We start from the raw sequence: 26,109 nt of genomic DNA, 5'->3' as shown, positions 1-26,109 counted from the left end.
CGCGGAAGCTCCAGTCCGGACGACCATTCATTTCCGAACAACCACGCTCCCGAGATACCCCGTTTTAGGTACGAAACTTCGGACAACCCAATCCTTTTCATCCCAAGAGCTGGGGTATCCCAAGCCGCATCCCAGGCCCTTGGAAATGGCCTCCAGCCGGGTCCAACGCCGAAAGAAGCCTTCCAGCTGGTCGTCCGGACCGAGGGCGGCATAAGACTCGTAGTCGGAGGCGGAAAAGCACAGCGCGGCGATCTCGTCCGCTTCGGGCACGGGGAGAACTGCCTCGATGTCCACTCCGATCTCTTGCCCGGTCGAGAGCGCGACGACTGCCAGATCTTCGGATCGAGAGACGCTGAAGTGCAAATTGCGAGAAGGCATGCGGTGCGAGAGCTGGGGTTTACCCAGCCGTCCGTATTCCAGTTCGACATCGGACGGCGAGACTCCTAACCTGGAAGCAAGGATCTGGCGCAGCTGTCCACGGGAAACAATAAAGCGGCGGCGATCCCGCTCCGACTTCAATCCTTCACCGCGCCTACGCTCCGCCTCGTTGAGGAAGGCGCCTAGCCCGCGAATGATGTCGTGCTTCACATCGAGCATGCATGCGAGGACCTCCAAGCCATCATCCTCGAGAACCGGCACGATGATCCCGGCCCTCAGCTCAACTCCTTTATCAAGAAGGCACGAAAAGGACGCTGCTGGCTCGACAAGAGTCTGACTGACGTCGAATTCGGCGGGCTGCAACAATCGAGGCCCCGAGCGGGCCAAGGCAACATGAAAATTCTGGCTCAAAGCCAACGCGCCACGACCGTCGGCCCCGCCCGCGCCGGAAAGTCGGGTAAGGTCGAGCTCAGGCCAGTCAAGCGTCATACCTGGATTCCGATCGCAGGAGCGCTCGTGCGCACCGGAGCATTCTTTCTGGAGCGGCAGCTCCCGTTCACGCGGATTTCTTCGATTGAACAATCACGTAGTTGCGAAAACAAGGAGCCCTGATGGATATTTAGAAGTATGGATGGGCTACATCAAAAGACCTAGGCCCCCTGACGTTCGTACGCTTTGGCTCCCTGCCTAATTTTCGCGCCGACGGAGTTCGCGCGCTGTCTCGATGAACGTCTGTCTTGATGAACGTCTGTCTTGGGCTGGTCACTGCGGAAAGACCCTATCGATCCCGACATGGCCCATTTGGGGCATGCCCTGGGGACAAAGCGTGCCCGCGCGGGAGCAATTCCGATGCGATGGACGTTGAATGGCGCCATCGACAGTCAAGCGCGACTCATGCGGCGAAGCGGTGCTTCCCGTCACCGCTCATCCAATACCCTGCGCACCCGAGCGCCAGGTCGGTTGATATCGCCCTAAGTCAAAAAGCTTGCGTGCTAGTCGGAAGGCAGGCCGCTTTGCCCTGCGTATGAGACCGCAAGCGTAGCAAGAGCTGTCCTGTTGCCGATCTCGAGCTTGCGAAAGATGTGGTGGAGATGAACCTTGATGGTGCCGTCAGTTACCTTCAAACGACGGCCAATCTCCTTGTTTGACAATCCCTCCGATACCAGACGCATGATCTGACGCTCCCGGTCCGTCAGCACGGCAAGATGCTTCTCCAAAATCGCGGACTGCCCAGAAGAGATGGCGACCTCGCTCGAAGGCGCAGGCAGCATCCTGTGGCCGTCCGCGACTTGCCGCAATGTCTGGAGAAGAGTTTCGGGCTCCTCGTCATTCAGGATAACACCAAAGGCGCCCACTTCCGCCAACATGGTGAGGTCGCGATCCTCAACGGAGGTTGCGAGGAACACGAGCCGAACAGCAGGAGTCCGGGAATTTGCGATATCGAGCAATGCCTGCCCAAAAATGTCAGGCATCGATATGTCCAAAATGGCGATATCGGGCACGAGCGCGCGAATTGCATTCAAACAACTCGCACTATCGCTGCATCGAGCAGCAACCCTGAAATCACGTTCTGCTTCCAGCAGACAGTTCAGACCCAGTAAAACAACGGGATATCTGCTAGCAATGACCACACGACTGAAATGCATTTTCGGCCAATCCTCGGTCCCCCCAGTTCAAATCGGCACCCCAATATCCTCCCAAGCTACTTCAATTTGAGGCATTCAAGTCAAATTTTCTCATCGCGACTAGGCCGAATTCCGGCAGTCTTACAATCTTAAATAGCATTTTAGTATCGACGCCGCCCTAAGCGAGCGTTGTTCGACAAATCTCCGTCAAAACACGGGCGTGATATTACGGGCGACATCCCAAGGAATGTCTATAACCAACGGTATATAGGGATATTGGGGATTAGCATCTAATGTTAGTAAATCTTTTGACGCATGCTTAGGGCTTTTTTCGCCCCAAATTTCTGCCCAAGCGACCGGAATTTGAAGAAGCAATTTTCAATGCGTCGGCTGTTTTGGCTTGGCAAGCCATCCAAGAAACGAGTCGGGTTAAACCGATGAGCCTGTTTCATATTTTTGTAGCGTCCAGGAGAGTTCCATGAGACGACAATATTCTTTTTCTATTGTGCTTGGTGGTGAAAACAGTCTTCGGAAAGAAGGTCTCGCCAGAATTCTAAATTCCGAAAATTTTCAAGTCTTTCCTTCAATTTCCGATGCAGACGATTTGTCTGGCAAGGTCAATGTCGGGAGCGGTTCAGTCTGTCCGGCACTGTTCCTGGTCGTTCACAGTGGCGACGATTTCGGCCCTACGATCGAGCAGATCGAGTGTTTCAAGCGCCGTCACGCGGATGGACGCATTGCTGTCGTCGCAGATCACTATCGACTGAGCGAGTTGACTGCTGCGATCCGAGCCGGCGTCACCGGATATTTCATCGACGTGATGAACTGCGATGCGTTCATCAAGTCCATCGAGCTCGTCATGATGGGCGGAACGGTATTTCCGACCGACTTCTTGACGTCGGCTCTTGATGCCGAAAAGCGTGACGCGGACGGTGTCCCTCCACGCCTCGATTATAGTCATGCCACGGCGAACGCGGATGGTAGGCTCGCACAGCAGCTTTCGCCGCGAGAAATCTCCATTCTCCAGTGTCTGATCGAAGGCGATTCCAACAAGTGCATCGCACGCAAGATCGACATCGCGGAAGCTACGGTGAAGGTTCACATCAAGGCGATCCTCCGCAAGATTCGTGTTCAGAACAGAACACAGGCGGCGATCTGGGGGCTGAACCATCGACCTACAGCTCGGCCATCAAGCGGGACGGCGTACCCGGCCGCTGACGCAACCGAGCGCCTCCTCCCACCGAAGCGAGAACTTCCCAAGATCGCGAGGACAGGCCGGCCCGCGCCGCTCGGTTCAATTGACCATGCGGTGAACTTCTTCGAAGTGCCTCTTACGAACGGCCATGCCCGCAAGGATATTGGTTCGAAGGCCGACGGGGCGATCCGACTGCGGAAATAGCCGGATATCTCGAGCTGAAGTCCGTGCCACATCGTTGGATGCGGCATTCATCGATGTGGCGATCGGCACCATTGGTGCCGGCCGCTTTGGTGTCAGCGCAAACGCTTGACGCGGGCGTTGCCAGGACAACTACAACTACAAATCCCCGGTGATCGTGCGCGTATCGTCTTGATTTCGGTCTGTCACCACGGGCTGGAGTCGTCGTCGCGATCTCAGATTTCGCGGGCAGACGCGGAATGGAAATGGAATCAGAATGATCCTGTTGACCGGAGGTGCCGGCTATATCGGGTCCCATATTGCGGTCGCCCTACTCGACTCCGGGCTGGATGTCGTTGCGGTCGACAATCTCTGCAACAGCAATCGCGCATCGCTCGAACGGGTACAGGCCATCTGCGGGCGATCGCTCGTATTCCGGCAGATCGATATCTGCGATGAGGACGCGATTTACGAGATCCTGCGCACCCACGGCGTGACCGCGGTCATTCACCTCGCCGGGCTCAAGGCGGTCGGTGAGTCCGGCACTCAACCTATGACGTATTACCAAAACAACGTCGTGGGGACGATGCGGCTCGTGTCGGCGATGTCGCGTGCCGATGTGAAAACGCTGGTCTTCAGTTCGTCCGCAACGGTTTACGGCACGCCCGCATACCTGCCGCTGGACGAGAAACATCCCGTAGGACCAATAAATCCGTATGGTCGCACAAAGTATTTTGTCGAAGAGATCCTAAGGGATCTCTATCGGTCCGACAGCGATTGGCGGATCGCCATCCTGCGCTACTTCAATCCCGTTGGCGCACACGAAAGCGGGCTTATCGGAGAAGACCCGCTCGGTGTGCCCAACAATTTGTTGCCGCTTGTGGCGCAAGTCGCCATCGGGCGACGTGAGAAGCTGCAAGTTTGGGGAGATGACTACGATACTCCGGATGGCACCGGCGTCCGCGACTTCATTCATGTCGTCGATCTTGCATCGGGACATCTGAGCGCCTTGAGCGAGCTGAGACACCCCGGCATTCTGACCGTCAATCTCGGAACAGGAAGCGGCAGCAGCGTCCTAGAGGTGATCAAGACGTTCGAGACCGTGAGTGGCCGGCCAGTTCCGTATGTGATTGACCAACGCAGGAGCGGCGATGTCGCCACCTGTTACGCGGATCCGACGCTCGCCAAAAATCTGCTGGGCTGGACCTCAAGGCGATCACTGACACAGATGTGTACAGATCATTGGCGCTGGCAGATGCAGAACCCGAACGGCTATCGCGGCAGCTAGATGGCAAGAGCCTCTCTGGGACCCGAATAGTCGTCACCACGCCGGATTCCGCGGGGTCGTCGGGTGCAGGCGCGGTACAGCGGCCTGACAGGCCGGCCGTGTCGCCTCCAGACCCGCCCGGGGCGGCGGCCTCGCGCTGCCGCTTGGTCCTGCCGAGCGTCCCTCTTCCGGTGCCCTCCTGAAAGCCGAGGACAGTTCAGCGTGGTTTGAGGATACGTTGTCGTCGGTCTTGTCGAGGAACGGCTTATCGTCTCTCTTGCGGAGGCAGCCAATGGCCACAACCAACGTTTCCCGAAGGAATTGTCTGTCCGGTGATAAAACGAGCCAGCGACCGCCGCAGGCGCGGCTATGCCGTTCTCAGGTTGAGCCATAACCTGCCTCGTGATTTAGGCCAGACCTGTCAAGACGCTGGCCCCAGCCCAGATCCGCGCCCCAACCTACGATGACGTGTAAGCTCTCCGCATCGGCGAAATCAGTCCGGCGTGCCTGGCGCAGCAGATCATGCGCGCGTCGAGGCCAAAATGCCTCATTTTGAATTCCGGCGTGTTTCGATGAGTTCGCAAACGACGCTGCACGACCACGCTGCGCCGGTGAAGCGATTGATGACTATTGCAGTGCTGAGGCCTGAACTCGACACCGAATAGACGCCGCCGCTCAGAAGCCCCGCGATTACGATCGCGAGTGCGATGATAGCCAGCCGATCCACAGTCCTCTCCAGGGATGCTCCAGGTCAGCAGCGAGGTTTGACTGCTTTCGGGAAGTTTTGCTGACCTAATATGCGGTACTCATTTTGGTAATCGAAGATCCGCACTGAAGGACGCCGAACAACGAGGCTGGACGGTTGGGCAACGCGCTTCACTTGCTGCGGTCGCCGGCAAACGTTTTGCTTCAGTATCGCCCCCGGCCCTTGCTGTTTCGCCTCGCGAAAAACTGAAGAACGCTTCAGGGACCGCTCGCGCCGGCGCGACCACCCCACTCTCGAACATTCGAGCCCGTCGGGACGAGCGGATCGACATCGAGAAGATCGACGACCAATGCTTCACCAGGGCCAAGTGACACAGGCCGGACATCGGGCCGGCCTGTGGTACGCAAAAAGATCACGGGCAAGACCGCGAGAGCGGGTCTCACATGCGAACCCGTTGGGCCAAGAACGGCCGATTTGCCTGAGGCGCCGCGTAGGAGAACCGGCCTCGCGCAGATAAACCTCGCGCGGACCGGCAGTCCTTTAGCTCTGAGGCTTGGTCAGGAACGAGTTCTGTGTCCAGGCAGGGCCACTCATCGCTACAGCGATCATGCCGCCATTGGCCCCACCCGAGCTACCCGCCAGATACTGGTTCAGCAGCGCATAGCTGTTGCTTGCCTGAGATGCGGCGGCCGTGCCTTGATCTCCCCACCAACTGGTCGTCTGCGGCGCGGCCGTTGCCAGCGTACCGGCGTCAAATCCAAAACGCGTAAGATCCAGGCCTGCCGGGCTTCCAGTGGGTACGCCGGTCGTTGGCGTCGACCAACCGGACGCCGACGTCGGCGCCATTCCCATGGCTCCCATAGCTCCCATGGCTCCCATGGCGCCTAGAGCGCTGGGGTCGGCCGCTGTAACGGCTGCCGCCGGGGCGGCTATCGCGGCCGCCGGCGAAGTGGTGTCCTGTGCTACAGCAGGCGCGACAATGGTGGTCGGGCTGGTGACCGTAGTTGGGGTCGTGGTCGGTGTGGTTGGCTGTGTCGGAGTTGACGGCGACGTGACGGTCGCCGACGCCCCCGTCAACAGCGTCATGTTTCGGTAATCGACAGCGACGGTCTCGGGCGCCGACGACCGATAGACCCCGTATTCCCAATTGGTGGCCTGCCCATAACCCAAGGGACCGCTGTAGTTCACGACCTGTGTCCCGTTGATCGAGACCTTCAAATACCCGCCACCGGTGTTCGAAACGTCGGCCTGTATTTGAATGTTGTTATAGACACCCGTCTGGATTGGATTGGGGTCGGTCCAGAGCGTGAGCATCTGCACGTTACCAGCCCCGTTGCTCGGATCCTGACCCGGAGCGACATATCTGGCGACAACCTGCAGATGATCGCCAACAAGCTGGATCGCAAACGGCGGTGAGGTGCCCACTCCGCTCGCGTTATCATCATTGTGCATTTGGCCGACGATGAACCAGCCATCCGCGGTATTCGCAAATGACCCATTTGGGCCATTTGCCTCCACCATGAACTGATAATTCAAGTTGAGCGGAGTGCCGCCGGGAATGTTGACCGCGGCTGAAACCTCGGAGCGGTCGACAGATGAGCTGTCGTACCAGGCATGATCACCCTGCTGGACTTGGAAGCGCAGAGTTTGTGAGTCAGGATTGGTCAGGCTGTAGCTCGTGCTCGCATCCTGCACTCCGTAGCTGTCGCCACCGATCGAAAACCTCGTCATCGGTGTGGACGAAAATGATGTGATTGTCCCGGTCGTATCCAATTCAGACCTCCGTGGGTCGCAGAGATTCTTCTCTTTTGACGTTTACAAGGGAATTCCACTGCCGCGCATCGCGAAGGCGCGCGACATACCACATGCTCGCAACACCTTGTGCCGCGAGCAGACTTCCGACGTATCGCGGTGACCGCCAACACATATCGTTGCAGTGGGATTGCCCCCCGACTGCTAGGCTTGATTGGTTAATTAGGGAGTATGGCGAAAAAAATGAGCTAGCATGGCGACAATGAGAAGCGCGGCCCATGCCTGCCGTTAGGCTAAAATTCCGCGGATAATCGAGAGGCCCGAGCATTTTGGCCGGTGCCAGCGCTGAAGCAAGCTCAAGAGCGGGATCCACACACTGCCATGTCGCGGTAGTGCCCCCTGCCGACGGTCGTACACCAGTAACGCGACCCATCGCAGCGTTGTCGAACTAGCCGGGGCCGAAAATCATATACAGCAGCATCGTGCCCACAACGGCTGTCCAGCCGATCGAAGCGGCAACGGCCCACACCTGTATCGGCATCGGACGGTCCTTTGCAATTCAATGAAGCAAAACGAAGAGGCCGCTGGCGCTGGACAGCGACCTCCTGGACCCGATCTCAAATGAACGTCTTGGAAATAAAATCGCCGCCGAAGGTCCGTCATCATTAGACGATGAATTAGCAACGACGTGAAGCCCAAACACGTCCGATACCCAGCGAAACTATTGAGACGTTGCGAGTTCGACACACCCATGTGTAACGAACTCCATCGCCCGGGTATCGTAATTCAAAGCAGGCGCGAGCGACGCTTGATTCGGCATTGAAAACGACAACTCCCGCGCCGGAATGACTCGCTGGGTCATGGAGCACGCTCTCAACCACCAGATGCTGTATCAGAACAGAGACATTTCGCGGGCTTGAAAGGTCCGGAGACGCGTAGCGCTCGCCCCCTCTGCCTTCAGCAAAATCTGTGCTTTGCCAGGCAATTCGCAATTTATCCCATTTGGTGCCCTCTTGGCGCCGTCTTGGCGTCACAGAACGCCTTCCTCCAGGGGAGCTTTTACGCGCTGTTAAAGCTTGGAATCGTAAGTTCCGGGTGGGGACCTGTCGAGGGAAAGCGCATGGGACAATTACGCCAACGCGTGGTTCAGAGGGATACTCTCGAGGCACGGCTCGCAGAGCGAGCTAGAGAGCTGCGGAACGAGGCCGCAGCCCTTGCCCCGTGTGCAGCCAAGGAAGCGCTGCTAAGGCTTGCCCGATACGCAGAGACAAGTGCACATTTGAGCGGCAGGCTGTCCTCGCCGGGACTAGTGCCCAATTGAATGTCGGAAACCAATCCTAGGACTGCAGGGTAAGGCCGCCTGATTTGGCGGCCTTCTTCATTTGGTTCCGCCCGGTACTCTATGCCGAGGCTTCATCACCTACGTTGGTCGCGCCTACCTCAGCCTCTGGCTGGCATGACTGCCTTTGCTGAGACGAGCGGCGCTGTCAGCTCTCCGCAAATTGCCCAGGATATCTGAAGTCGTGGTTGCTCGCTTCATTCAGTAACGAACACGACACCAACCCATGCACCTCTTCGCCAAACGACGTTGCACGAGTAAGTCTTGCTAGGTGGAACGATCAGCGTGAAATGGTCGGGAAGAGGTGATGGCGGATCATCCGCCTTCAGCGCCGCACCGTTCTCCGTGATGTCACCAACGATACAGCACAGCGCCAAGTCACCAAACCTGATCAAGGCGTTGTCCAGCGATGGATTACGCACAGACTTTCGCCTGTCGGGAAAAGTAATCATTTCCGAGCCCATCAATAACCAATGCAAATTTGAACGATGCTGCGGGAGAAAGATTGCGCTTCTACTAACGATCGAGGCGCCGCGACCAATTCGAAGCCGGCGACGCAGCTTTGCGCTGTGAGCCAATTGGAGCCGCAGCCGACCAGCCCCTCGCCCGTGCTCTCTCCTTCTGCAGATGCCGCCTCTTGCCCGCGATGGAGAGAATTCGACGCCCATAGCGTGCACATGCCGCGATGGGCGGGCTACGCCGCTGCTCCGCCGAAAAGAAACAGCCCCGATCTGGGCGATAGACCGGGGCCGTTACCGGGGTGCAAGGCTTAGGGCCTGAACTCACCCCGTCGGAGTTACACGGGGTATTGTTGTTCCAATGATGGTGCGCCAATGGCCTAATCCGCTCGTGCGAGTGACCTAACTTGGACAGCACCGAGCGGGGCGCTGTCCGTATTTCAGCCGTCGTGCTGGAGTGGTTGAAAGCTGCATTTGCGCGGGAATGTAAGGTCGCCTCACTTGACGGCCTCTTCATTGTCGCGGCCAGGCGACGACTGGATCCTCGCGGGCGTCGCCAGGGTCAAAAGCGCCCACGGTGGAGCAGGCAGCGACGTCCGTGGCACGGGGAGCCCTAGCTCAGGGGGAGCTGGGGCTATGGGGCTTCGGAGGTTGTAGCGGTCAACCTCGACCAATGACTTTACGTCTCTCCCTTGAATTTCGTCACCAGGATTTCGCAATTTTTGCAGCGCGCTAATACCTTTGCCCCAAGAGGCGACGGGCTGTTGAACCTCTTAGTTAGGACTAGTTCAGAATGGCAATTTGCCGCAGGCATTTGCCGATTTACCATGTCCTCAGTCGTGCGGATTGGCGGACACCCACACCCCGGCCAAACTTATCGTGCGATAAGGGATCGCCGCTCCAGCCTAGGGAGCGACGGTCCCGCCCAATTGCGGAGCGATCAGCTCACTCGAAAACAGGTTGAATTCGGAATAGCAACGCTCACTATCGCGAAAGCAAAATTGAGGCCCGCGTTGACCAATCGAGACGGCACGCTTGACCGACAAACCATCACGGGTTTTCGCGGGATTGAGACTTCCGATGACGGACTGGCATTTAGAGTCGACGTTGACGCCGATCATGGCTCGGCAATTTGGACGATTCCCTACAAGCATGCGATCTGGTTGGCCCAGGCGATACTAGAGGTCTCGCCCGTCGCAGTCGGCAGGCAAACTGCTGGCGGCTCTGTGGAAGGAACCAATCTCGTCGGCGAGCGTCTCAACGTAGAGAGAGTTCGCGTGCTTGTGAAGGTCCGTTCCGATCATGCTGCGATCTCCGCTCAGGGCGCCTGGTCATCCGACAAAACACCGGGCACCACAATTCTGATGGTCGACAAGTCGATCGTCGCGGATTTGGTCGAGCAGCTCGGAGCGTTCCTGGCATCGGTCCAGGCTCTATCCCGACCATCGTAGTCGTTCCATCTCACAATTGCGGAAATAGCGCGATCGAAGCGCGATAGCTGCCCGAGCGTATCGTGCCGGCCGCGCCGCCGCTGGCAGCACGTAACGGGCAGACATGGCAGGTCACGGTGAGAGGGCACAGTCAAAGTCGGAGCGCCGGCGCCAGCCGAAAGCTGGCCGGTCACAGCCTCCCTCGGCACAGTCGCGCCGAAGGCACAAGTCGCAGGAGTGGGTAACCAGAAAGGGTCCGCACATAGGTCGAATTCCAGATATAGTACCGCCATCCGCCCGGCCGAGGCGACGGTCACAGACGCCCAATGGCGCGGCCGCCAGAAGGATTCGTGTGTGAGCAGGCCCGCCCGATCATGGGATTATGCGCGATCATTGCAGCACGATCCTTGTTCTCTCATCAAAGCGCGCTTGCGGTCCTCTGGCGTTGAACAAGAATGAGCATGCCTGATGCCGTCACCGATGTCAGCCTGGAGGCTCTGGAGAGCATTGCCTGGCTTGAAACCGCGTGGAAGGAGCTCGAAGCTCGGGCCACTCACTCGTTCTTCTTGTCCTGGCTCTGGATCGGCACCTGGCTACGGCATATTCCGGATGGCACGCAACCGCACGTCCTCGTAGCTCGGTCGTCAGGCAAGATCGTCGGGTTGGCGATCATCTGCCGGCGGAGAGCCTGGAGACTTGGGCCGCATGCGCGGGCACGCTGGCTGCTCAATGAATCCGGAGATACCCGCTTCGACCGGCTGTTCATCGAGTGCAATAGTATCCTTGCAGAACAACCGGACACCATTATTCCGGCAGGTCTCGACGCTTTGACGTCCCGCTTGCGCCGCGCGGATCAGCTGGTGCTCTCCGGAATTGATGCGGACCTCGAGTTGGCCGCTTGCCGCGCCGCGGGCAAGGCTGGGCTCGTTAGCGAGGTGAAGCAGGCCGATACGGCCTTATGGGTTGATTTCGCCAAGGCCCGTGAGCAAAAGAAGGATTACCGCGCCACACTGGGCCGCAGTACGCGCCAGGCCGTGAGCCGTGCCATGAGGTTGTACGCCGAACGAGGCCCCCTTGAATTCCGGATCATGGAAACGACGACGGAGGCCCTGGCTGCGTTCGATTTGCTGAGCGACTTTCATCGGTCGCGATGGGGACGCAAAGGGGCTTTCGCCAATCCGGGCTTCCGTCCGTTCCACGAGGAGTTGATCGCGCGCGGGATTCCCACAGGAGCGGTCCGCATCTCACGGACGCTGGTTGGCGACCAGACGATCGGGGTCGTGTACAATTTCGTGCATGACGGCCGTGTCCTGAACTACCAAAGCGGCTTTCTTTACGAGAGCGATGGCCGCATTAAGCCCGGGCTCGTGAGCCACGTGCTGGCTATTGAGGACAGCATCTCACGCGGGGAAAGCGGCTACGACTTCCTGGCTGGTGGGGCTGGACACAAGGCCCATCTTGCAAACAGCGAGTATGCGATGAAGTGGATCGCAATTGGCAGAGACGGTCCAGAACGCCACATCGAGGCCAAGCTCCGCGATGCCAAACGAACGCTGCGAACGATCGCTATGAACCTTCCAAAAAAGAAGCTGCGGCTCTTCGGGGCAGCAAACGCAAATTGAGATATTGGCCGCGGCGCCTTCCGAACTGCCAGGCACATGGGAAGATCGCGGTCTGCTCCCGGTCCAGGCGTCCAGATCCAGCCATAGAGGCTCGTGCAGGCGCACTGGCCGCCGAGTTCGGACCGACGCTGTCGTGGAGGCCGCGATCCCCTCAGCCTGGTCCGCAGCAGCCTGATGGCCCGGGCGGCGCCTTCGCGGCCGCAGTTGCCGACTGCTCACATGTTATCAATGGCCTCGATGTGTACGCCCTTCACTGCCCTTCCGGATGGATCATCCATACTCGCAAATTGCTGGGACCAGAGAAACGCGGTCGGCGTCGAACACGCGATCGAGGGACCGACGGGGACAGTTAGGCAGGCCGTCGGATTCTTGAAAATGCTGTCAAAGATGGTTCTATAGAAGTAGCCTTCTTTCGAGGTCGGCGTTTGCTTCGGAAAGCGCTTACCCGCCTCTGCGAACATCTGATCCGAGACTTTACCCTCGGCATGATTCCGCAAGCACTCAATCCAGCTGTACCCCACTCCGTCCGAAAACTGCTCCTTCTGACGCCACAAGATCTCCTGCGGCAACAGGTCGGTAAAAGCTTCCCGCAATATGCCCTTTTCGATCTTCGCGCCGGGGCACATTTTTTCGGCCGGGTTTATCGACATCGCGTAATCCAGGAATTCCTTGTCCAGGAAGGGCACACGGGCTTCCACCCCCCAGGCAGCGGTTGCCTTGTTCGCGCGACAGCAATCGTACCTGCTCAACGCAAAGAGCTTTCGAACAGTCTCCTCGTGGAATTCTTCTGCCGATGGGGCCATGTGGAAGTAGAGATAGCCGCCAAATACCTCGTCAGCGCCTTCTCCAGACAGCACCATCTTGATGCCCATTGCCTTGATCTTGCGCGCCATGAGATACATCGGCGTGCCAGCACGAATGGTGGTGACATCGAAGGTTTCCAGGTGCCGGATGACATCGGGCAACGCGTCCAATCCGTCCTGCACCGTGAAAACAACTTCATGATGGACCGTGCCGATGTGAGCCGCCACCTTTCGCGCATACTTCATGTCGGGTGAATTCTCCAAACCCACGGAGAACGAGTGTAGCCTTGGCCACCAGGCCTCCTCGGTCTCTCCAGACTCGATCCGCTTGAAGCGGTGTCGTGCTGCGAGCGCTGCGATGAGCGAGGAATCGAGCCCACCAGAAATAAGTACCCCGTAAGGCACATCGCACATCATTTGCTGTTTGACTGCGGTCTCGAGTGAAGTCCGGAGCTCGTGCAGCGACACCTTCTTGGTTGGAAATGCATGCGCCCACTCAGGATCATACCATCTGACGAATTCGCGGGCCTTGCCGTTATAGTAATGTCCCGGCGGAAACTCCTGGATCGTCTCGCACACCGGATCAAGCGCTTTCATTTCGCTGGCGACATAAGTTACGCCGTCGCCGCTCCATCCAATATAAAGCGGCACTATGCCGATGTGGTCCCGGGCGACGAAGAAATCACCGGTACGTTCGTCGAAGAGGGCAAACGCAAAAATGCCACTCAGCATCTTGCACAGAGCTGGTCCGTACTCGTCGTAGAGATACAGGATAATCTCGCAGTCTGATTTCGTTTTCCAGGCGTGCGGCCGCTTCAGTGCGTCGCGCAGAGCGACATGATTGTAGATCTCTCCGTTCACAGCCAGCGCCCGCCCCGCGGTGAGGTCGAGAAGCGGCTGGGCGCCGTGCTCTACGTCGACAATGGAAAGGCGTTCGTGCGCGAGCATCGCGCGTTCGCTGGAATAAATGCCACTCCAGTCCGGGCCACGGTGCCTAACCGTCTTTGCCATCTCCAGCGCCCGGCTGCGCGCCGATTCAAACGACTCTGTAAATTCGAATATGCCAACGAAGCCGCACAAGGTGATTAACCCTTCCGCATGCTGGCCGATCTATCCCGCGACGATCAGCGCCTGCATTGAACTGAAATGCCCGACAGTGGCATTGAATTCGCTAGCTGAACAGCGCACCATCCGAAGTAACCAGAATGCGTTGAGAGGCTGCCTGGAAGTAACCGCCGAGTTGCGCCCTCAGAGCGGCAGTGTGATCGGTATACGGCGGACGATGCCGACGGACGTCCCGGTGGAGCGCGGTGGCCCCGGCGTGGCGCAGAGATGGTCGGCGGCGGATACCTCACGCCGCGTCCATTTATCAGGGGTGTCCGAACAGATCCAGTGATCTCCGGGATGGTGGATGAGGCCCCGCCTCGATTGCCCGCAGACGAGAATGCCTGGTCGCTGGACCGCTCAACGACGACCGCAAAGCTGTTGCCTCAGGGCCTTGCCACATCTGGGCGGCGATGTGCCGACCCGGATCGCATCACTGGCGATCCGGGCCTTTCCAACATCCGCATTGGGCCTGCGTGGCGCCCGGCTTGGTCCGGCGGCACAAGGCCTCGCCCAAGCAAGACGGCTGCTTACCGTTCCCGCAACGCTTCCTGCTTGTACCTCGCCAGCGGCGAGAGCAGGTAGCTGATGATCCTGCGCGTACCGGTCTTGATCTCGACCGTCACCGCCATGCCCGGGCCGAGCTTGACGAGCTTGTCTTCCACCTGCATGTGCGTCCGGTCGAGCGACACGCGCGCGGCATATTCCAGCTCCTGACCTTTCGGCTCGCTGCTGCTCATCGTGGCGCCCGATGCGCGGTCATTCGACCCCTGCGTTCTGTCGCGCGTGATGGCATCCGTCGACACGCTGAGCACGTCGCCGTGAAGCAGTCCGTAGCGCGTGAAGCTGAAGGTATCGATCTTGATCTCCGCCTCCTGCCCTGGATGGACGAATCCGATATCGCGGTTGGAGAGCATGGCCTCGATCTCGAGCTGGCTTTCGCTGGGGACCACCACTGCGAGCGCCTGAGCCGGGGTCACAACGCCGCCCACCGTATGAACGGCAAGCTGCTGCACGACCCCATCGACTGGCGCGGTGAGACGCTGGAGCTTCGTGCGCCGGTCCGCCTTGATCACCTCCTGCGCCGCACTGGCGGCCTTCTGCTCGGCCTTCGCAAGTGCGTCATAGGTCGCGCGACGATACTCCGCGGCAGCCTTTTCCTTGGTTTCCTTCAGTAGCGCGATCGCCGCATCGGCTTCGCGCAGCCGGCTCTTCTGCAGCACAAGATCCTGCTGCATGGCGACCAGCTCCTGATACTCGGTTAGATAGACGACCTTGGAAGCCAGTGCCTTTTCGACGAGGCCCTTGCGGATATCGACCCTCTCCTGCAGCACGGGAATGGTAGCTTCCAGCTTGGCAACACTCGCCGATGTGGTCTCCCGCTCCGCCTCCTTCTGCCCCTGCTGCCGCTCGATTTCAGAAAGCTTGGCATTTTGCTCGGCGCGCTCGCTGATCAGGAACTGGCGATGCATCTCGATCTCGGCGGCGCTTGCGTTCTGCGGAGCACGGAAAGCGGCGAGCGGATCGGCTGTAAGTGCCGCCCGCAATCGCGCTGCGTCGAGTTCGGCCGCAAGCAGATCGCTCTTCTGGCGCTCCTGGTCGGCCTCTGTCATCGTCGGGTCGAGCTCGATCAGAACGTCGCCGGCCTTGACGCTCTGGCCGTCGCGGACCTTGATCGCGCGGACCACACCCGTCTCGAACGGCTGGATCAGCTTGGTGCGGCCGCCGGGCACGATCTTGCCGGTCGCCGTGGCGACGATATCAACGCTGCCGAGCGTCGCCCACAGCAGCGCGATGCAGAACATCGCGATGATGCTCGCTCCGATCGCACGCCCGATCGGTGACGGCGGCGACTCGGCGATTTCGAGCGCCGCCGGCAGAAATGCCAGCTCGTGCTCCCGGCGCCGAAGTTCGCGTCTCGGAAACGGGACGATGTTGCGACTAGCGGATGTCATGGATACCGGCCTGCAGGTAATGAAGATTGGCGTAACGGCCGTTGGTCTGGATCAGCTCATCATGGCTGCCGTCCTCGACGATGCGGCCATGCTCGAGCGTGATGATCCGGTCGGCATTACGTACAGTCGACAGCCGGTGAGCGATAACGATCACGGTCCGGCCGGCGGAAATCCGCCTCATGTTCTGCTGGATCGCGCGCTCACTTTCGTAGTCCAGCGCGCTGGTCGCCTCGTCGAAAATCAGGATGCGCGGGTCGGTGATCAGCGCGCGCGCGATTGCGATACGCTGGCGTTGTCCGCCAGACAGGCTGCTGCCGCGCTCGCCCACGATGGTGTCGTAACCCTCGGGCAGTTCCAGGATGAAGTCGTGCGCGCCGGCCAGCATTGCTGCTTCGATGACACGTTCCATCGACATGGTCGGATCGGTCAGTGCAATGTTGTCCCGGATCGTGCAGTTGAAAAGCACGTTTTCCTGCAACACGACGCCGATCTGGCGCCGTAGCCAGCTCAGGTCGACCATTGCGAGGTCGACGCCATCGACCAGCACGCGTCCGCTCTCCGGAACATAGAGACGCTGGATCAGCTTGGTGACGGTGCTCTTGCCCGACCCCGACGAGCCGACGATGCCGATGACCTGGCCCGGCTCGATGCTGAACGACACGTCGTGCAGCACCTCAGGGCCGTCGATGCGATAGCGGAAAGTCGCGTGCTCGAACCTCACCTGGCCGCGGATCGGCGGCAAAGCCGCGCGGGACGGAGTGAAGCTCGGCTCCGGAATGGTGTTGAGGATGTCGCCGAGACGATCGATCGACAGACGGGCCTGGTGGAAGTCCTGCCAGACCTGTGCAAGCCGCAGCACCGGCGTGCTGACGCGCGCGGCCAGCATGTTGAACGCGACGAGTTCGCCGACGGTCAGCTCCCCACCAATGACCAGCCGCGCGCCGAAGTAAAGGGTCGCGGCGATGACCAGCTTGTTGATCATCTGAACTGCCTGGCTCGCCGTGTTGTTCAGGCTGAGCACGCGGAAGCTTGCGGCGACATAGCCGGCGAGCTGCTCTTCCCAGCGGCGTTGCATCTGTGGCTCGACCGCCATGGCCTTCAAGGTCTCGACGCCGGTGACGCTCTCGACCAGGAAGGCCTGATTCTCGGAGCCGCGATTGAACTTCTCATCGAGGCGTGCGCGGAACAGCGGCGCCGCTCCCGCCGATATGCCGATATAGAATGGGAAGGACGCGAGCACGATCCAGGTCAACGTCGTCGAGTAGTAGAACATCACCACAAGGAAGATGACCGTGAAAAGAAGGTCGATGACCAGCGTGAGCGCCGAACTCGTCAGGAACTGGCGGATATTCTCCAGCTCCCGGACGCGTGCCACCGAATCCCCGACGCGGCGCGTCTGGAAATAGGCGATCGGCAGCGCCATCAGATGGCGAAACAGCCTGGCACCGAGCTCGACATCGATACGGTTTGTCGTATGCGCGAACAGATAGACGCGCAGTGTCTCGAGAATGGCCTCGAACACAGTCAGCACGACAAGGCCGATGACCAGAACATCGAGCGTGCTCATGCTTCGATGCACGAGCACCTTGTCGATGACCACCTGGAAGAACAACGGTGAGACGACGGCGAATATCTGAAGGAAGAACGACGCCGCCAGCACCTCGCTGAGCAGGCGGCGATACTTCTGCATGGCGCCGACGAACCAGCCGATATCGAAGCGTCGCGCGAGATCGGTCAGTCTGGCGCGCCGGGCCATCAGAATGAGGCCGCCATCCCAGATGGCCTCGAGCTGGGCCTGGGAAAGGGTTTCAGGGCGCGGAGACAACGGGCGCTGAACGAGAAGCTTGCCGTCGATCAGCTTGCCGAGAATCAGGAAGCTGCCGTCGCGCAGCAGTGCAATTCCCGGCAGCGGCGTGACTGCAAGCCTGTCCCAACTGGTCCGCTGCACCCTTGCCTTGAGTCCGAACTCCTTGGCGCAGCGCAAGATTTCAGTAACGCCGAGGCGCGCCGCGCCGACCCGGTGGTGGATTTGGGCGGGGTCGGCAGCAATTCCGTGGCAACGCAGCAAGATCGCGAGCGCAATGAGCCCGGATTCGTCGACGTCGTCGGGATCGGCGCTCGCAGCCGGGGATCCGGTATCCGCGGTCTCGTTCGCAACATCGCCGGAAGCGGCAAAGCGCGCCCGCATGCCGGACGCCTTCGTCAACAAGGTATCGCGGGCCTTTGCCAAGCCGTCGCGGACATGCGTCAGCAGGCCACCGGTGTGGCGGATCAGGCCGGCACCGAGACCAACTGCTCGAGCCCCGATGTCGGCAATCGCATGACGTGCGCCGTGTGTGAGGCTCTGTGAGCCGGGCGAGATCAAGCCGCCATCCCAGATCGCCTCAAATTCCGCACGCGTCATCCGCCGCGGATGCGACGAGGTCGGGTGCAGCACAAGCGCTACCTGGTCCTCGATTTTTCCCAGAAGCAAGAATCCGCCGTCATGCAGCGAAGCGATGCCAGGCAGCTGGATGCCCGCCAGCCGCGGCCAATCCATTGTTGTCGCACGGACTTTGACCCCGAATTCGCGCGCGCAACGAAGCATTCCGCGGATGCCTATCCCATCGTCTCCGCAACGATCGCGGAGCTGATCGGGTTCGGTGTTCACGCCATGAAGGCGCAGGAACAGAGCCAGCGCTCGAAACCCTAGATCTGGAGTTGCGTGGGCATTTCCGTTCTGGATCGCCATTTCGTTACTCTACCCTTCGCGGCTACAGCCTGCGTTTGTGGTCCTTTGCATGCACATGGAATTCCAATGACGCGTATCCGAGGATACGCGACATACACGTGCTTGCAGCCAAAACGGCGCAAGCAATCATCAGAGCGTTAGGGCCTCGAACCGCGAGGAGATTTCAGCGCGACGGGATATTGAAATTGCCCCCCCGACTGGCTGAGCAGGTTGGTTAACGAGCAAAAATGGCGAAAAAACTTTCGAATTGTGGATTTATACACATGCAAGTTGTGCCCGGAAACTGACCTAAACTCAGGCGTTTTACGCTCACAACGAAGTATCGAATCAGAATTCTTACGGCGATTGTCCGTCAATCGGCGGCGGCCGGCAACCCTCCGTTGCGGATTGGCTTTTCAACCTCCCCGTCGCGGCTGCTGGCCGACCACTTTGCCGCGTGACGTCCCAAAAATTGACGGTGCCGCACCCGGGCGCAAGGTGCCCGGGTGCGGCAGAGCGTTAGTGGTGCGGCTTCGTCAGGAACGAGTTCTGCATCCAGGCGGCGCCATTCGAAATGGCTGCCGCGATCTGCCCCCCGTCGACCCGACCAGAGCCACCCGCCAGATACTGGTTCAGCAGCGCGAAGCTATGGCTCGTCTGGGACCCCTTGGCCGTATCGTAATTCGCCAAGGAGGTGGTCTGCGGCACGGTAGCTGCCAGCGTGGTGCTGGCCGAGCTAAGGTGGTGGTGCAGCCCATGGCCCTGGCTTGTCGTGCTCCCTGAGGTTGCGGACGGTCGAGGATCCGTGACGGTGATGGTCTGTGGCGTCGCCGACGTCACAGCCCCCGTCACCGGGTCCTTCGCGCTCGCGGTCAAGGTGAGAGTCGCGACCGGATGAGCACTGCCCCTGTAGTAGGATGTCAGCGTCAATCCGCTGGCGACCTGCGCAGAGGTCAGAGTGATGTTGCCACCCCTGAACGTCGTGCCGTCGCCGGTCGTGATCGTCTCATATTTCGGCAGCCCCTTGATGTTCAGGCTGATTTTATCGTTGGGATCGGTCGTCGACAGCGTTGTCCCCAGGTCGATATGACCGCCTCTGCCGTTCACCGTGAGTGAGCTGTCCGCGACGGAGAGCACCGGCGTGGTCACCGTCGGCGTCGACGGGGTCGTTGGCGTCGTCGGTGTGGTTGGCTGCGTCGGCATGATGGGCGTGTTCGAGATCTGAAGACCGGAGAATGTCTTCACCGCACCCGAGAGATTGGCGGCAAGCCCCCCGGAATCCTTGATGCTCGCGCCGTTCGCGAGATTGACGCCGGTGATGGCGAGCGCCGAGGTGTTCGTATCAGTCGACGCGACCTTCGTCTGGAAGGTGAGCGTATTTGTCCCGGAGCCGCCAACATAGGTGGCGCTGGCACCATCATTGAGCGACAGCGTCGGCGTACCTGTGACGGTCACGGTTTCGCTCAAGGTGAGGGTCAACGTGACGACATCGCCGACATGCTCGGTCCCGGTCCCCGGCGAAGCGGACGCCTGCGTCACTGTCGGCGCGACGTTCGGGGTGGTGGGCGTGGTCGGTGTGGTCGGCTGTGTCGGTGTCGTCGGCTGCGTCGACGTCGCCGCCGCCCCCGTCAACAGCGTCATATTTCGGTAATCGACCGCGACAGTCTCGGGCGCCGACGACCGATAGATTCCGTATTCCCAATTGGTGGCCTGCCCATAACCCAAGGGGCCGCTGTAGTTCACAACCTGTGTCCCGTTGATCGAGACCTTCAAATAGCCGCCACCGGTGTTCGAAACGTCGGCCTGTATTTGAATGTTGTTGTACACGCCCGTCTGGATCGGATTGGGATCGGTCCAGAGCGTGAGCATCTGCACGTTGCCAGCCCCGTTGCTCGGGTCCTGACCCGGCTGGACATATCTGGCGACAATCTGCAGATGATTGCCGACAAGCTGGATCGCGAACGGCGGCGAGGTGCCCACGCCGCTCGACCAGTCATCATTGTGCATTTGTCCGACGATGAACCAGCCATCTGCCGTATTCGTAAATGACCCGTTGGCGCCATTTGCCTCCACCATGAACTGATAGTTCAAGGCGATGGGAGTGCCGCCGGGAATGTTGTTAACGCCTGAAACCTCGGAGCGATCGACAGATGAGCTATCGTACCAGGCATAATCACCCTGCTTGACTTCGAAGCGCAGAGTTTGTGGGTCAGGATTGGTCAGGCTGTAGCTCGTGCTCGCATCCTGCACTCCGTAGCTGTCGCCACCGATCGAAAACCTCGTCATCGGTGCGGAAGAAAACGATGTAATTGTCCCGGTCGTATCCAATTCAGGCCTCCATGGGTCAAGAGATGCTTCTCTTTGACGCGTACAAGGGAATTTACGGCCGCGCATCGCGAAGGCGCGCGACATACCACGCGCTCGCAACGCCTTGCGCCACGAGCGGATTTCAATGCATCACAGGATCAACTGCGCGCACATTCCAATGCAGTGCGAATCGCCCATCCCCAACTGCTGAGTCGGTGGTTAATTAGGGAGTATGGCAAAAAAAGTTATTTAGGATGGCGATAGTTTGAAACGTCCAACCGACCGGCGCCTGCGATATGTGTTTGCCGTTGCAGCTAAATTCAGCGTGATCCTCACAGCAGGAGCAAAAAAGTTCTCCACTGATATTGCCAATGAGGCGCTCGCCATCGTGAGCGATCCCTGATCCCGACGAATGCAGCCCTTCCTGCACATGGCCGCAGGTGACCAAGCTTGCCGATGCAAAGTGTCAGCGTGCTGCGCAGCTTGGGAATTCTCTTCGGATGAGTAAGCTGTCAATTCCGAAGCTGGTGAAGGCCGAGACACAGGTCGCTCACATCAAGCAATTGACGACCAGGATTGGTGACCAGATCCGAATGGTCGGGCGCTCCAGCAGCCCGCCGCAGTCGACCGCCTCTCGCATCGGCAACGCTCCGCATCGTCACAGGAAGACAGCCATAAAAGGAATGGCCAAGTAGTCCGGGCACGCATGCCGCCGCGGCCGCTGACGGGCCCGAGTGCTGAATTTCAGCAGCTTGACTCCCCATGCTGGTTGAACGCCGCGCGTCGCGTGATGCGCGCGCCACCTCGCGAGCAAGTCGAGAGGACATGATGACGCAATCTCCAAGGATTAACCCGCTTGCCCCATTGAGGGACATCCGTGGCCACAGCATTGTCCGGAAACAAGAAGCTGGCAGGGGCCATGTGCGGGATTTTGGGCTGGGCACTTCGGGGAAAGCACCGGCAAGATTACGAGACCCTTGTCCGCCTCACCAACCTCATGAAGCACAGGGGCCCCGACGGCGCTGGCTACTGGCAAGGCGACACTGCCGGCGGGCACCATCAGGTCAGCTTGGGGCATAGGCGTCTCTCGATCATCGATCTCGAGGGCGGAGCCCAGCCGATGTGGAGCGCTGATGGCTCGATCGGGCTCGTTTTCAACGGAGAGATCTATAACTACGTTGAGTTGCGCGAGGAACTCGTCTCACTGGGACATGCTTTTCGCACGTCCTCCGATACGGAAGTGCTGATCGAAGCCTACCGGGCTTGGGGACTGGACTCGATCAAGCGGTTCCGTGGCATGTTCGCGTTCGGACTATGGGATGCGAGGACCCAACAGCTTGTTCTCGCGCGCGACCCGTTCGGCAAGAAGCCGCTCTTCATCGCCGAGAACTCAGGCCTGTTGTTCGCGTCGGAAATCGAGCCCCTGCTCAAGTTCCCGGGCATGGATACCCGGATCGACCCGCATGCCATCGAGCATTATCTGCTCAATCGGTATGTCCCCGGCCCCAGGACGTTCTTTCAAGCCGTGCGCAAGCTTCCCCCGGGCTGCCACCTGGTGTGGCGCGAAGGACGCACAAACATCACCCGGTATTTCGTACCACCGCTGGCATCGGTAGAGCCTGACATCACGGACTTCGGCGAGGCAGTCCGGATGTTCAAGGCGACATTCGATGATGCCGTACGAATTCGCATGCGGAGTGACGTTGCGTTTGGAGCCTACTTGTCTGGCGGCATCGATTCGTCCGCGGTTGTGGCCGCCATGGTCCGCCATAGCTCTGAGCGCGTGCGCACGTTCTCGGTTGGCTTTCGTGAAGCCGGCTACTCCGAGCTCGATCACGCCCGCACCATAGCTCGTCAATTCGACACCAATCACGAGGAGATCGTGCTGGAGCCGCACGACTTCCTGAAAAGCTGGCCGACCGCTGTGCTGCGTCGTGGCGCCCCAGCGGCCGAACCGGCCGATATTCCAGTTATGATGCTGTCGCATATGGCGGCGAGCAAGGTGAAAATGGTCCTTACCGGAGAAGGAGCAGACGAACTTCTGGGCGGCTATCCCAAGCATCGAGCCGAGTTGTGGATCGAGCTCTACCAACGGCTGGTTCCGCAGGCCATTCACGACCGCATCATATCACCCGCAATGCGTGCACTCCCGTACGATATGCGTCGCGCCAAGGTCCTGTCTAATGCAGCGGGCGAGCGGGATTGGCCGAGCCGGATGCAACTCTGGTTTGGCGGAGTTTCCCTTAACGAACGGGATCGCATTATCGGACGCCCCCTGCCCGTAACGCCGCCGGATTCCCATCCTTTCTCGATGGCCGTCGGGTCGAATGTCCGGCGCACGCTGTTCTTCGATCAGACGTCGTGGCTACCCGACAACCTCCTTGAACGTGCGGACCGAATGATGATGGCTGGTTCAATTGAGGGCAGGATGCCGTTCATGGACACCAGTCTCGCCAAGCTTGTGGCGCGGTTTCCGGACAATTTCCTGGTCGGTCGGAGCGGCGGCAAGTCAGTATTGCGAGCAGCGATGCAGCACACTCTTCCACCGGGGACTCTGACGCGCAAGAAAATCGGATTCCGCGTGCCGATCGAGGAGTGGTTTCGCGGTCCCCATCGCGAATTTATCTCCGATTTGTTGGTTTGCGACGGTGCCCGTGTGGCATCATTCTGCGACAAGGATGTCTTGAGGCAGTTGGTCAACGAGCATCTCGCCCGCCGTCAAAACCACGAAAAGGTGCTTTGGTCTCTGGCCAACCTGGAGCTGTTCCTGCGAGCCTTCAAGCCGTCGAGTCTGGAAACTCTGGCGAGGCATTCCGTTCCGGAAGCGATTTGAAACGCCAAGGCGACGACTGGGGCTCGGCCAGACGCGAGCGAACGACGTGGGCAGCATCACACGTTGCCCTGGAGGTGGCTCAACCGAAATGACTATCACTACTCATCTGGCAAAACTCCAATCGCACGTCATGTTGCCAGGAATGAGATCGAACGACCAAACGATCAATCGACCATATCGCTCGTGGTCGCGCCTTGCCATGTCGCGCGCGATCCCTTGCGCGCCACTTTCCGATAAAGGCGGAGATATGCATCGCACATCGCATCCAGTGAGAATGCTGTTTCGACGCGCCGACGTCCTGCGGCACCAAAACGATCGGCGAGTTCAGCATTGTCGAGCAGCTTGAGCACGCGATCGGTCAAGGCGCCGGCGTCATGGCTCGGCACAAGAAATCCGGTCTGGCCCTCCAGAACCAATTCTGAAGTGCCGCCATCGTCTGTTGCCACAACCGGCTTACCCAATGCCATGCACTCGGTTATCGCGTTGGAAATACCCTCCCCGTGCAAATGGCTATTGGTGGTGAGAACGCCGACAGTGAAGAGATTGGCGATGCTCTCTATGTCGTTCCGCCGCCCCAGAAGCTTTATGCGCGGCGAATGTTCAGTCGGGATGCTGTCGCGCACCTGCTCCAGCGTTCCACCACTACCGATAGCCAAAAAAGTGACGTCGTCCCTTAGACGGCAGATGCCGCATGCCATCTCAACGAAGGTTTCATAGTCCTTTCTCGGCGTAAAGTTAGCGACCATCCCGACAATGTAGGGCGTCACAATCCCCAGATTGCTGCGAAGCTCGGTCTTATCCTTTAGGTTCGAGACCCTTTCAGGACTGAACCCGTTGTAGATGCAAAGACCTTTGCGCTCGGGAATACCGTAGGCAGCCAGGCCCGCATACGAGTTGGCAACGACAACGTCCGAAAACGGGATCGTCAGCTTGCCTCTCAAGTACCCCTCAGTCCGCAGCGTCATATGCGCGGGCGCATCCCGCACGAACCCATTTACGAAAGCCGTACCGCACACTTTCGCAACCGGCGCTGCATAGATGGAGCACATCGAGCCCCACGAGTGGATGATATCGATTTTCAGGTCAGTGACCAGTTCGTAGAGGCTCTTGAAAAGGCGCAAATCCTTTCTGCCTCTGCGATAGAGCTGAATGATTTGCGCGTGTTCGCGGTCAATCTCGAGGCGAACCTCGTCCTTGTCCATAACAGCGACGAATGATCTTATGTCACTGTGAGCGGCAAGGCCTTTCAGCAATTCGACGATTTGTCGTTCCTTTCCTCCCGGGCCAAGACGTTCGATAACGTGCAATATGCGCATCTCAACGCCCTCCCGAGTGACCTGATTCAGTCCACCTCGCAGTGATTGGTTCGGCGTTACATTCAACGTTGGGACCCCAACAGCATGTGAGCTGCCGACTGTATGCCGCTGATGCGCGCCTCGAACCTGGCTGTCGTATCGAATGGCCCCCCGACGCCGATACGAGGAAGCGTAAAATGATCTGATCTGAGATCAGACAATTGCCCATGCCGGGTGGTCACCGCAGTTGAAAAGCCGATGTCCTTTGCAAGGCCCGCTTCCCTGGGGCCGCATGCTTTGGAGTCTCCGTAAGGGTAAGCAAAGTGCTGAACCGGAAGCTGCAGCAACTGCTCCAGATAGCGGCGGTTATCTGCCATTTCGGCCCGTGCGGTCTCACTATCAAGGCACGATAAGACGGCATGCGAGTCGGTGTGCCCGCCGATTGACACGAGAGGATGCCGCGCCAGGTCTTGAAGCTCGCGCTCATCCAGAAAGTATGCCTCATTCAAGGCCGACAATGACAAACCTGCCTTGTTGAACGTTGGAGCAAGCGTTGCGATCCGGTGATAATCCTGATGGATCCACTCAGTGACCTCGTTCAAGCCCGCTATCTTTTCGCGCAGCCGGGGGCAATGAAATCGCCTGTCCATCGCGTCGATCGTTACCGTGTCGCCTGAGCGAAACATTTCACGCAAGCCCAGCCACCACGCCTGCAATGTCCGCTTGGGAGCGCCAGTGGGAACGTAGATCGTGAACGGAGCGTTGTATCGCTCGAGGATTGGAAGCGCGGTCGCGACGTTATCCCGGTAGCCGTCGTCAAAGGTAAGCACCGCATAGCGGCCGCCCGTCCCGGAATCCGACGCCAAACGCTCGAGAGATGTCGCCAGACTCACAATCTCCCAGCCTTCTTGCCTGAGCCAATTGAGCGAGTATTCAAAGAGGCCGACTGAAGTCCCGGTCATCAATTCCGAGCGTCCATCCTGCTGGATCTCATGGAACATCAGGATAGCCGCCCGGCCAGCAAGGATCTTGCGGACGGCCGGCATCAGGCCAGACCAACGGGCAATTTCGATTACGCTGTTCGTGAGGAGCTGCTTCACTCTAGCTCACCGTAAGAACCATGACCGCACGCCTCCGCCGGCCGAAGCGA

Annotated in this window: 15 protein-coding genes; 6 read left to right on the top strand and 9 right to left on the bottom strand. The window is 59.3% G+C overall.

Translation table 11 applies throughout. The features are described from left to right. Positions 1–27: 27 nt before the first annotated feature. Together JQ573_RS00365 and JQ573_RS00360 are read right to left on the bottom strand one after the other, a co-directional pair. Positions 28–867, bottom strand: a complete 840-nt coding sequence (locus JQ573_RS00365; RefSeq protein WP_212315317.1) for a 4'-phosphopantetheinyl transferase superfamily protein — start codon at positions 865–867, stop codon at positions 28–30. Positions 868–1,370: 503 nt separating this feature from the next. Further along, entirely contained in the window at positions 1,371–2,024 is a 654-nt protein-coding gene (locus JQ573_RS00360; RefSeq protein WP_244549908.1) for a response regulator transcription factor, read from the bottom strand. A gap of 457 nt (positions 2,025–2,481) precedes the next feature. On the opposite strand from JQ573_RS00360, the gene JQ573_RS00355 reads away from it, so the two are divergent. Next, positions 2,482–3,402 (top strand): response regulator transcription factor, encoded by a 921-nt coding sequence (locus tag JQ573_RS00355; protein ID WP_212315319.1) that lies wholly within the window; start codon positions 2,482–2,484, stop codon positions 3,400–3,402. A gap of 253 nt (positions 3,403–3,655) precedes the next feature. Then, positions 3,656–4,666: a UDP-glucose 4-epimerase GalE gene (galE, locus tag JQ573_RS00350; RefSeq protein WP_212315321.1), complete on the top strand. Its 1,011-nt coding sequence runs from the start codon at positions 3,656–3,658 to the stop codon at positions 4,664–4,666. A 1,225-nt stretch (positions 4,667–5,891) separates the two neighbouring features. Here the strand turns inward: galE and JQ573_RS00345 are convergent. Continuing rightward, positions 5,892–7,124 carry a heparin lyase I family protein gene (locus JQ573_RS00345; RefSeq protein ID WP_212315324.1) on the bottom strand — a complete coding sequence of 411 codons (1,233 nt, stop codon included), beginning with the start codon at positions 7,122–7,124 and terminating at the stop codon, positions 5,892–5,894. Between the two features lie 2,789 nt (positions 7,125–9,913). On the opposite strand from JQ573_RS00345, the gene JQ573_RS00340 reads away from it, so the two are divergent. Then, positions 9,914–10,351 carry a hypothetical protein gene (locus tag JQ573_RS00340; RefSeq protein WP_212315328.1) on the top strand — a complete coding sequence of 146 codons (438 nt, stop codon included), beginning with the start codon at positions 9,914–9,916 and terminating at the stop codon, positions 10,349–10,351. Between the two features lie 440 nt (positions 10,352–10,791). After that, positions 10,792–11,952 carry a GNAT family N-acetyltransferase gene (locus JQ573_RS00335; protein WP_249131167.1) on the top strand — a complete coding sequence of 387 codons (1,161 nt, stop codon included), beginning with the start codon at positions 10,792–10,794 and terminating at the stop codon, positions 11,950–11,952. A 215-nt stretch (positions 11,953–12,167) separates the two neighbouring features. Here the strand turns inward: JQ573_RS00335 and asnB (JQ573_RS00330) are convergent, their stop codons facing one another. The 4 genes from asnB (JQ573_RS00330) to JQ573_RS00315 all read right to left on the bottom strand — a co-directional run bounded on the left by asnB (JQ573_RS00330) (position 12,168) and on the right by JQ573_RS00315 (position 20,852). After that, on the bottom strand, positions 12,168–13,835 hold the full coding sequence (gene asnB / locus JQ573_RS00330) for an asparagine synthase B (protein WP_212315330.1): 1,668 nt from the start codon (positions 13,833–13,835) through the stop codon (positions 12,168–12,170). Between the two features lie 554 nt (positions 13,836–14,389). Further along, the gene (locus JQ573_RS00325; RefSeq protein ID WP_212315332.1) at positions 14,390–15,814 is read right to left on the bottom strand and encodes an HlyD family type I secretion periplasmic adaptor subunit; all 1,425 of its coding nucleotides are present in this window, start codon (positions 15,812–15,814) and stop codon (positions 14,390–14,392) included. Further along, positions 15,801–18,545 (bottom strand): type I secretion system permease/ATPase, encoded by a 2,745-nt coding sequence (locus JQ573_RS00320; protein WP_212315334.1) that lies wholly within the window; start codon positions 18,543–18,545, stop codon positions 15,801–15,803. The genes JQ573_RS00325 and JQ573_RS00320 overlap by 14 nt, the downstream gene beginning before the upstream one ends. A 498-nt stretch (positions 18,546–19,043) precedes the next feature. Then, complete coding sequence (locus JQ573_RS00315) at positions 19,044–20,852, bottom strand: heparin lyase I family protein (RefSeq protein WP_212315336.1); 1,809 nt, start codon at positions 20,850–20,852, stop codon at positions 19,044–19,046. A 244-nt stretch (positions 20,853–21,096) separates the two neighbouring features. Here JQ573_RS00315 and JQ573_RS00310 point away from each other — a divergent pair, with 244 nt between their 5' ends. Together JQ573_RS00310 and asnB (JQ573_RS00305) are read left to right on the top strand one after the other, a co-directional pair. Next, positions 21,097–21,234, top strand: a complete 138-nt coding sequence (locus JQ573_RS00310; protein ID WP_212315338.1) for a hypothetical protein — start codon at positions 21,097–21,099, stop codon at positions 21,232–21,234. Between the two features lie 474 nt (positions 21,235–21,708). Then, positions 21,709–23,664 (top strand): asparagine synthase (glutamine-hydrolyzing), encoded by a 1,956-nt coding sequence (asnB, locus tag JQ573_RS00305; protein WP_312011307.1) that lies wholly within the window; start codon positions 21,709–21,711, stop codon positions 23,662–23,664. A 164-nt stretch (positions 23,665–23,828) separates the two neighbouring features. On the opposite strand, the gene JQ573_RS00300 is transcribed toward asnB (JQ573_RS00305), so the two are convergent. Beyond that, the gene (locus JQ573_RS00300) at positions 23,829–24,980 is read right to left on the bottom strand and encodes a glycosyltransferase (RefSeq protein ID WP_212315340.1); all 1,152 of its coding nucleotides are present in this window, start codon (positions 24,978–24,980) and stop codon (positions 23,829–23,831) included. Between the two features lie 62 nt (positions 24,981–25,042). Then, positions 25,043–26,059 (bottom strand): polysaccharide deacetylase family protein, encoded by a 1,017-nt coding sequence (locus JQ573_RS00295; protein WP_312011305.1) that lies wholly within the window; start codon positions 26,057–26,059, stop codon positions 25,043–25,045. Between the last annotated feature and the right edge of the window lie 50 nt (positions 26,060–26,109).

This window comes from Bradyrhizobium sp. AUGA SZCCT0105, assembly GCF_018129565.1.
Taxonomy (GTDB): domain Bacteria; phylum Pseudomonadota; class Alphaproteobacteria; order Rhizobiales; family Xanthobacteraceae; genus Bradyrhizobium.
The sequence above is the reverse complement of the archived record's forward strand: the minus strand, read 5'-3'. Positions and strand labels throughout refer to the sequence as shown.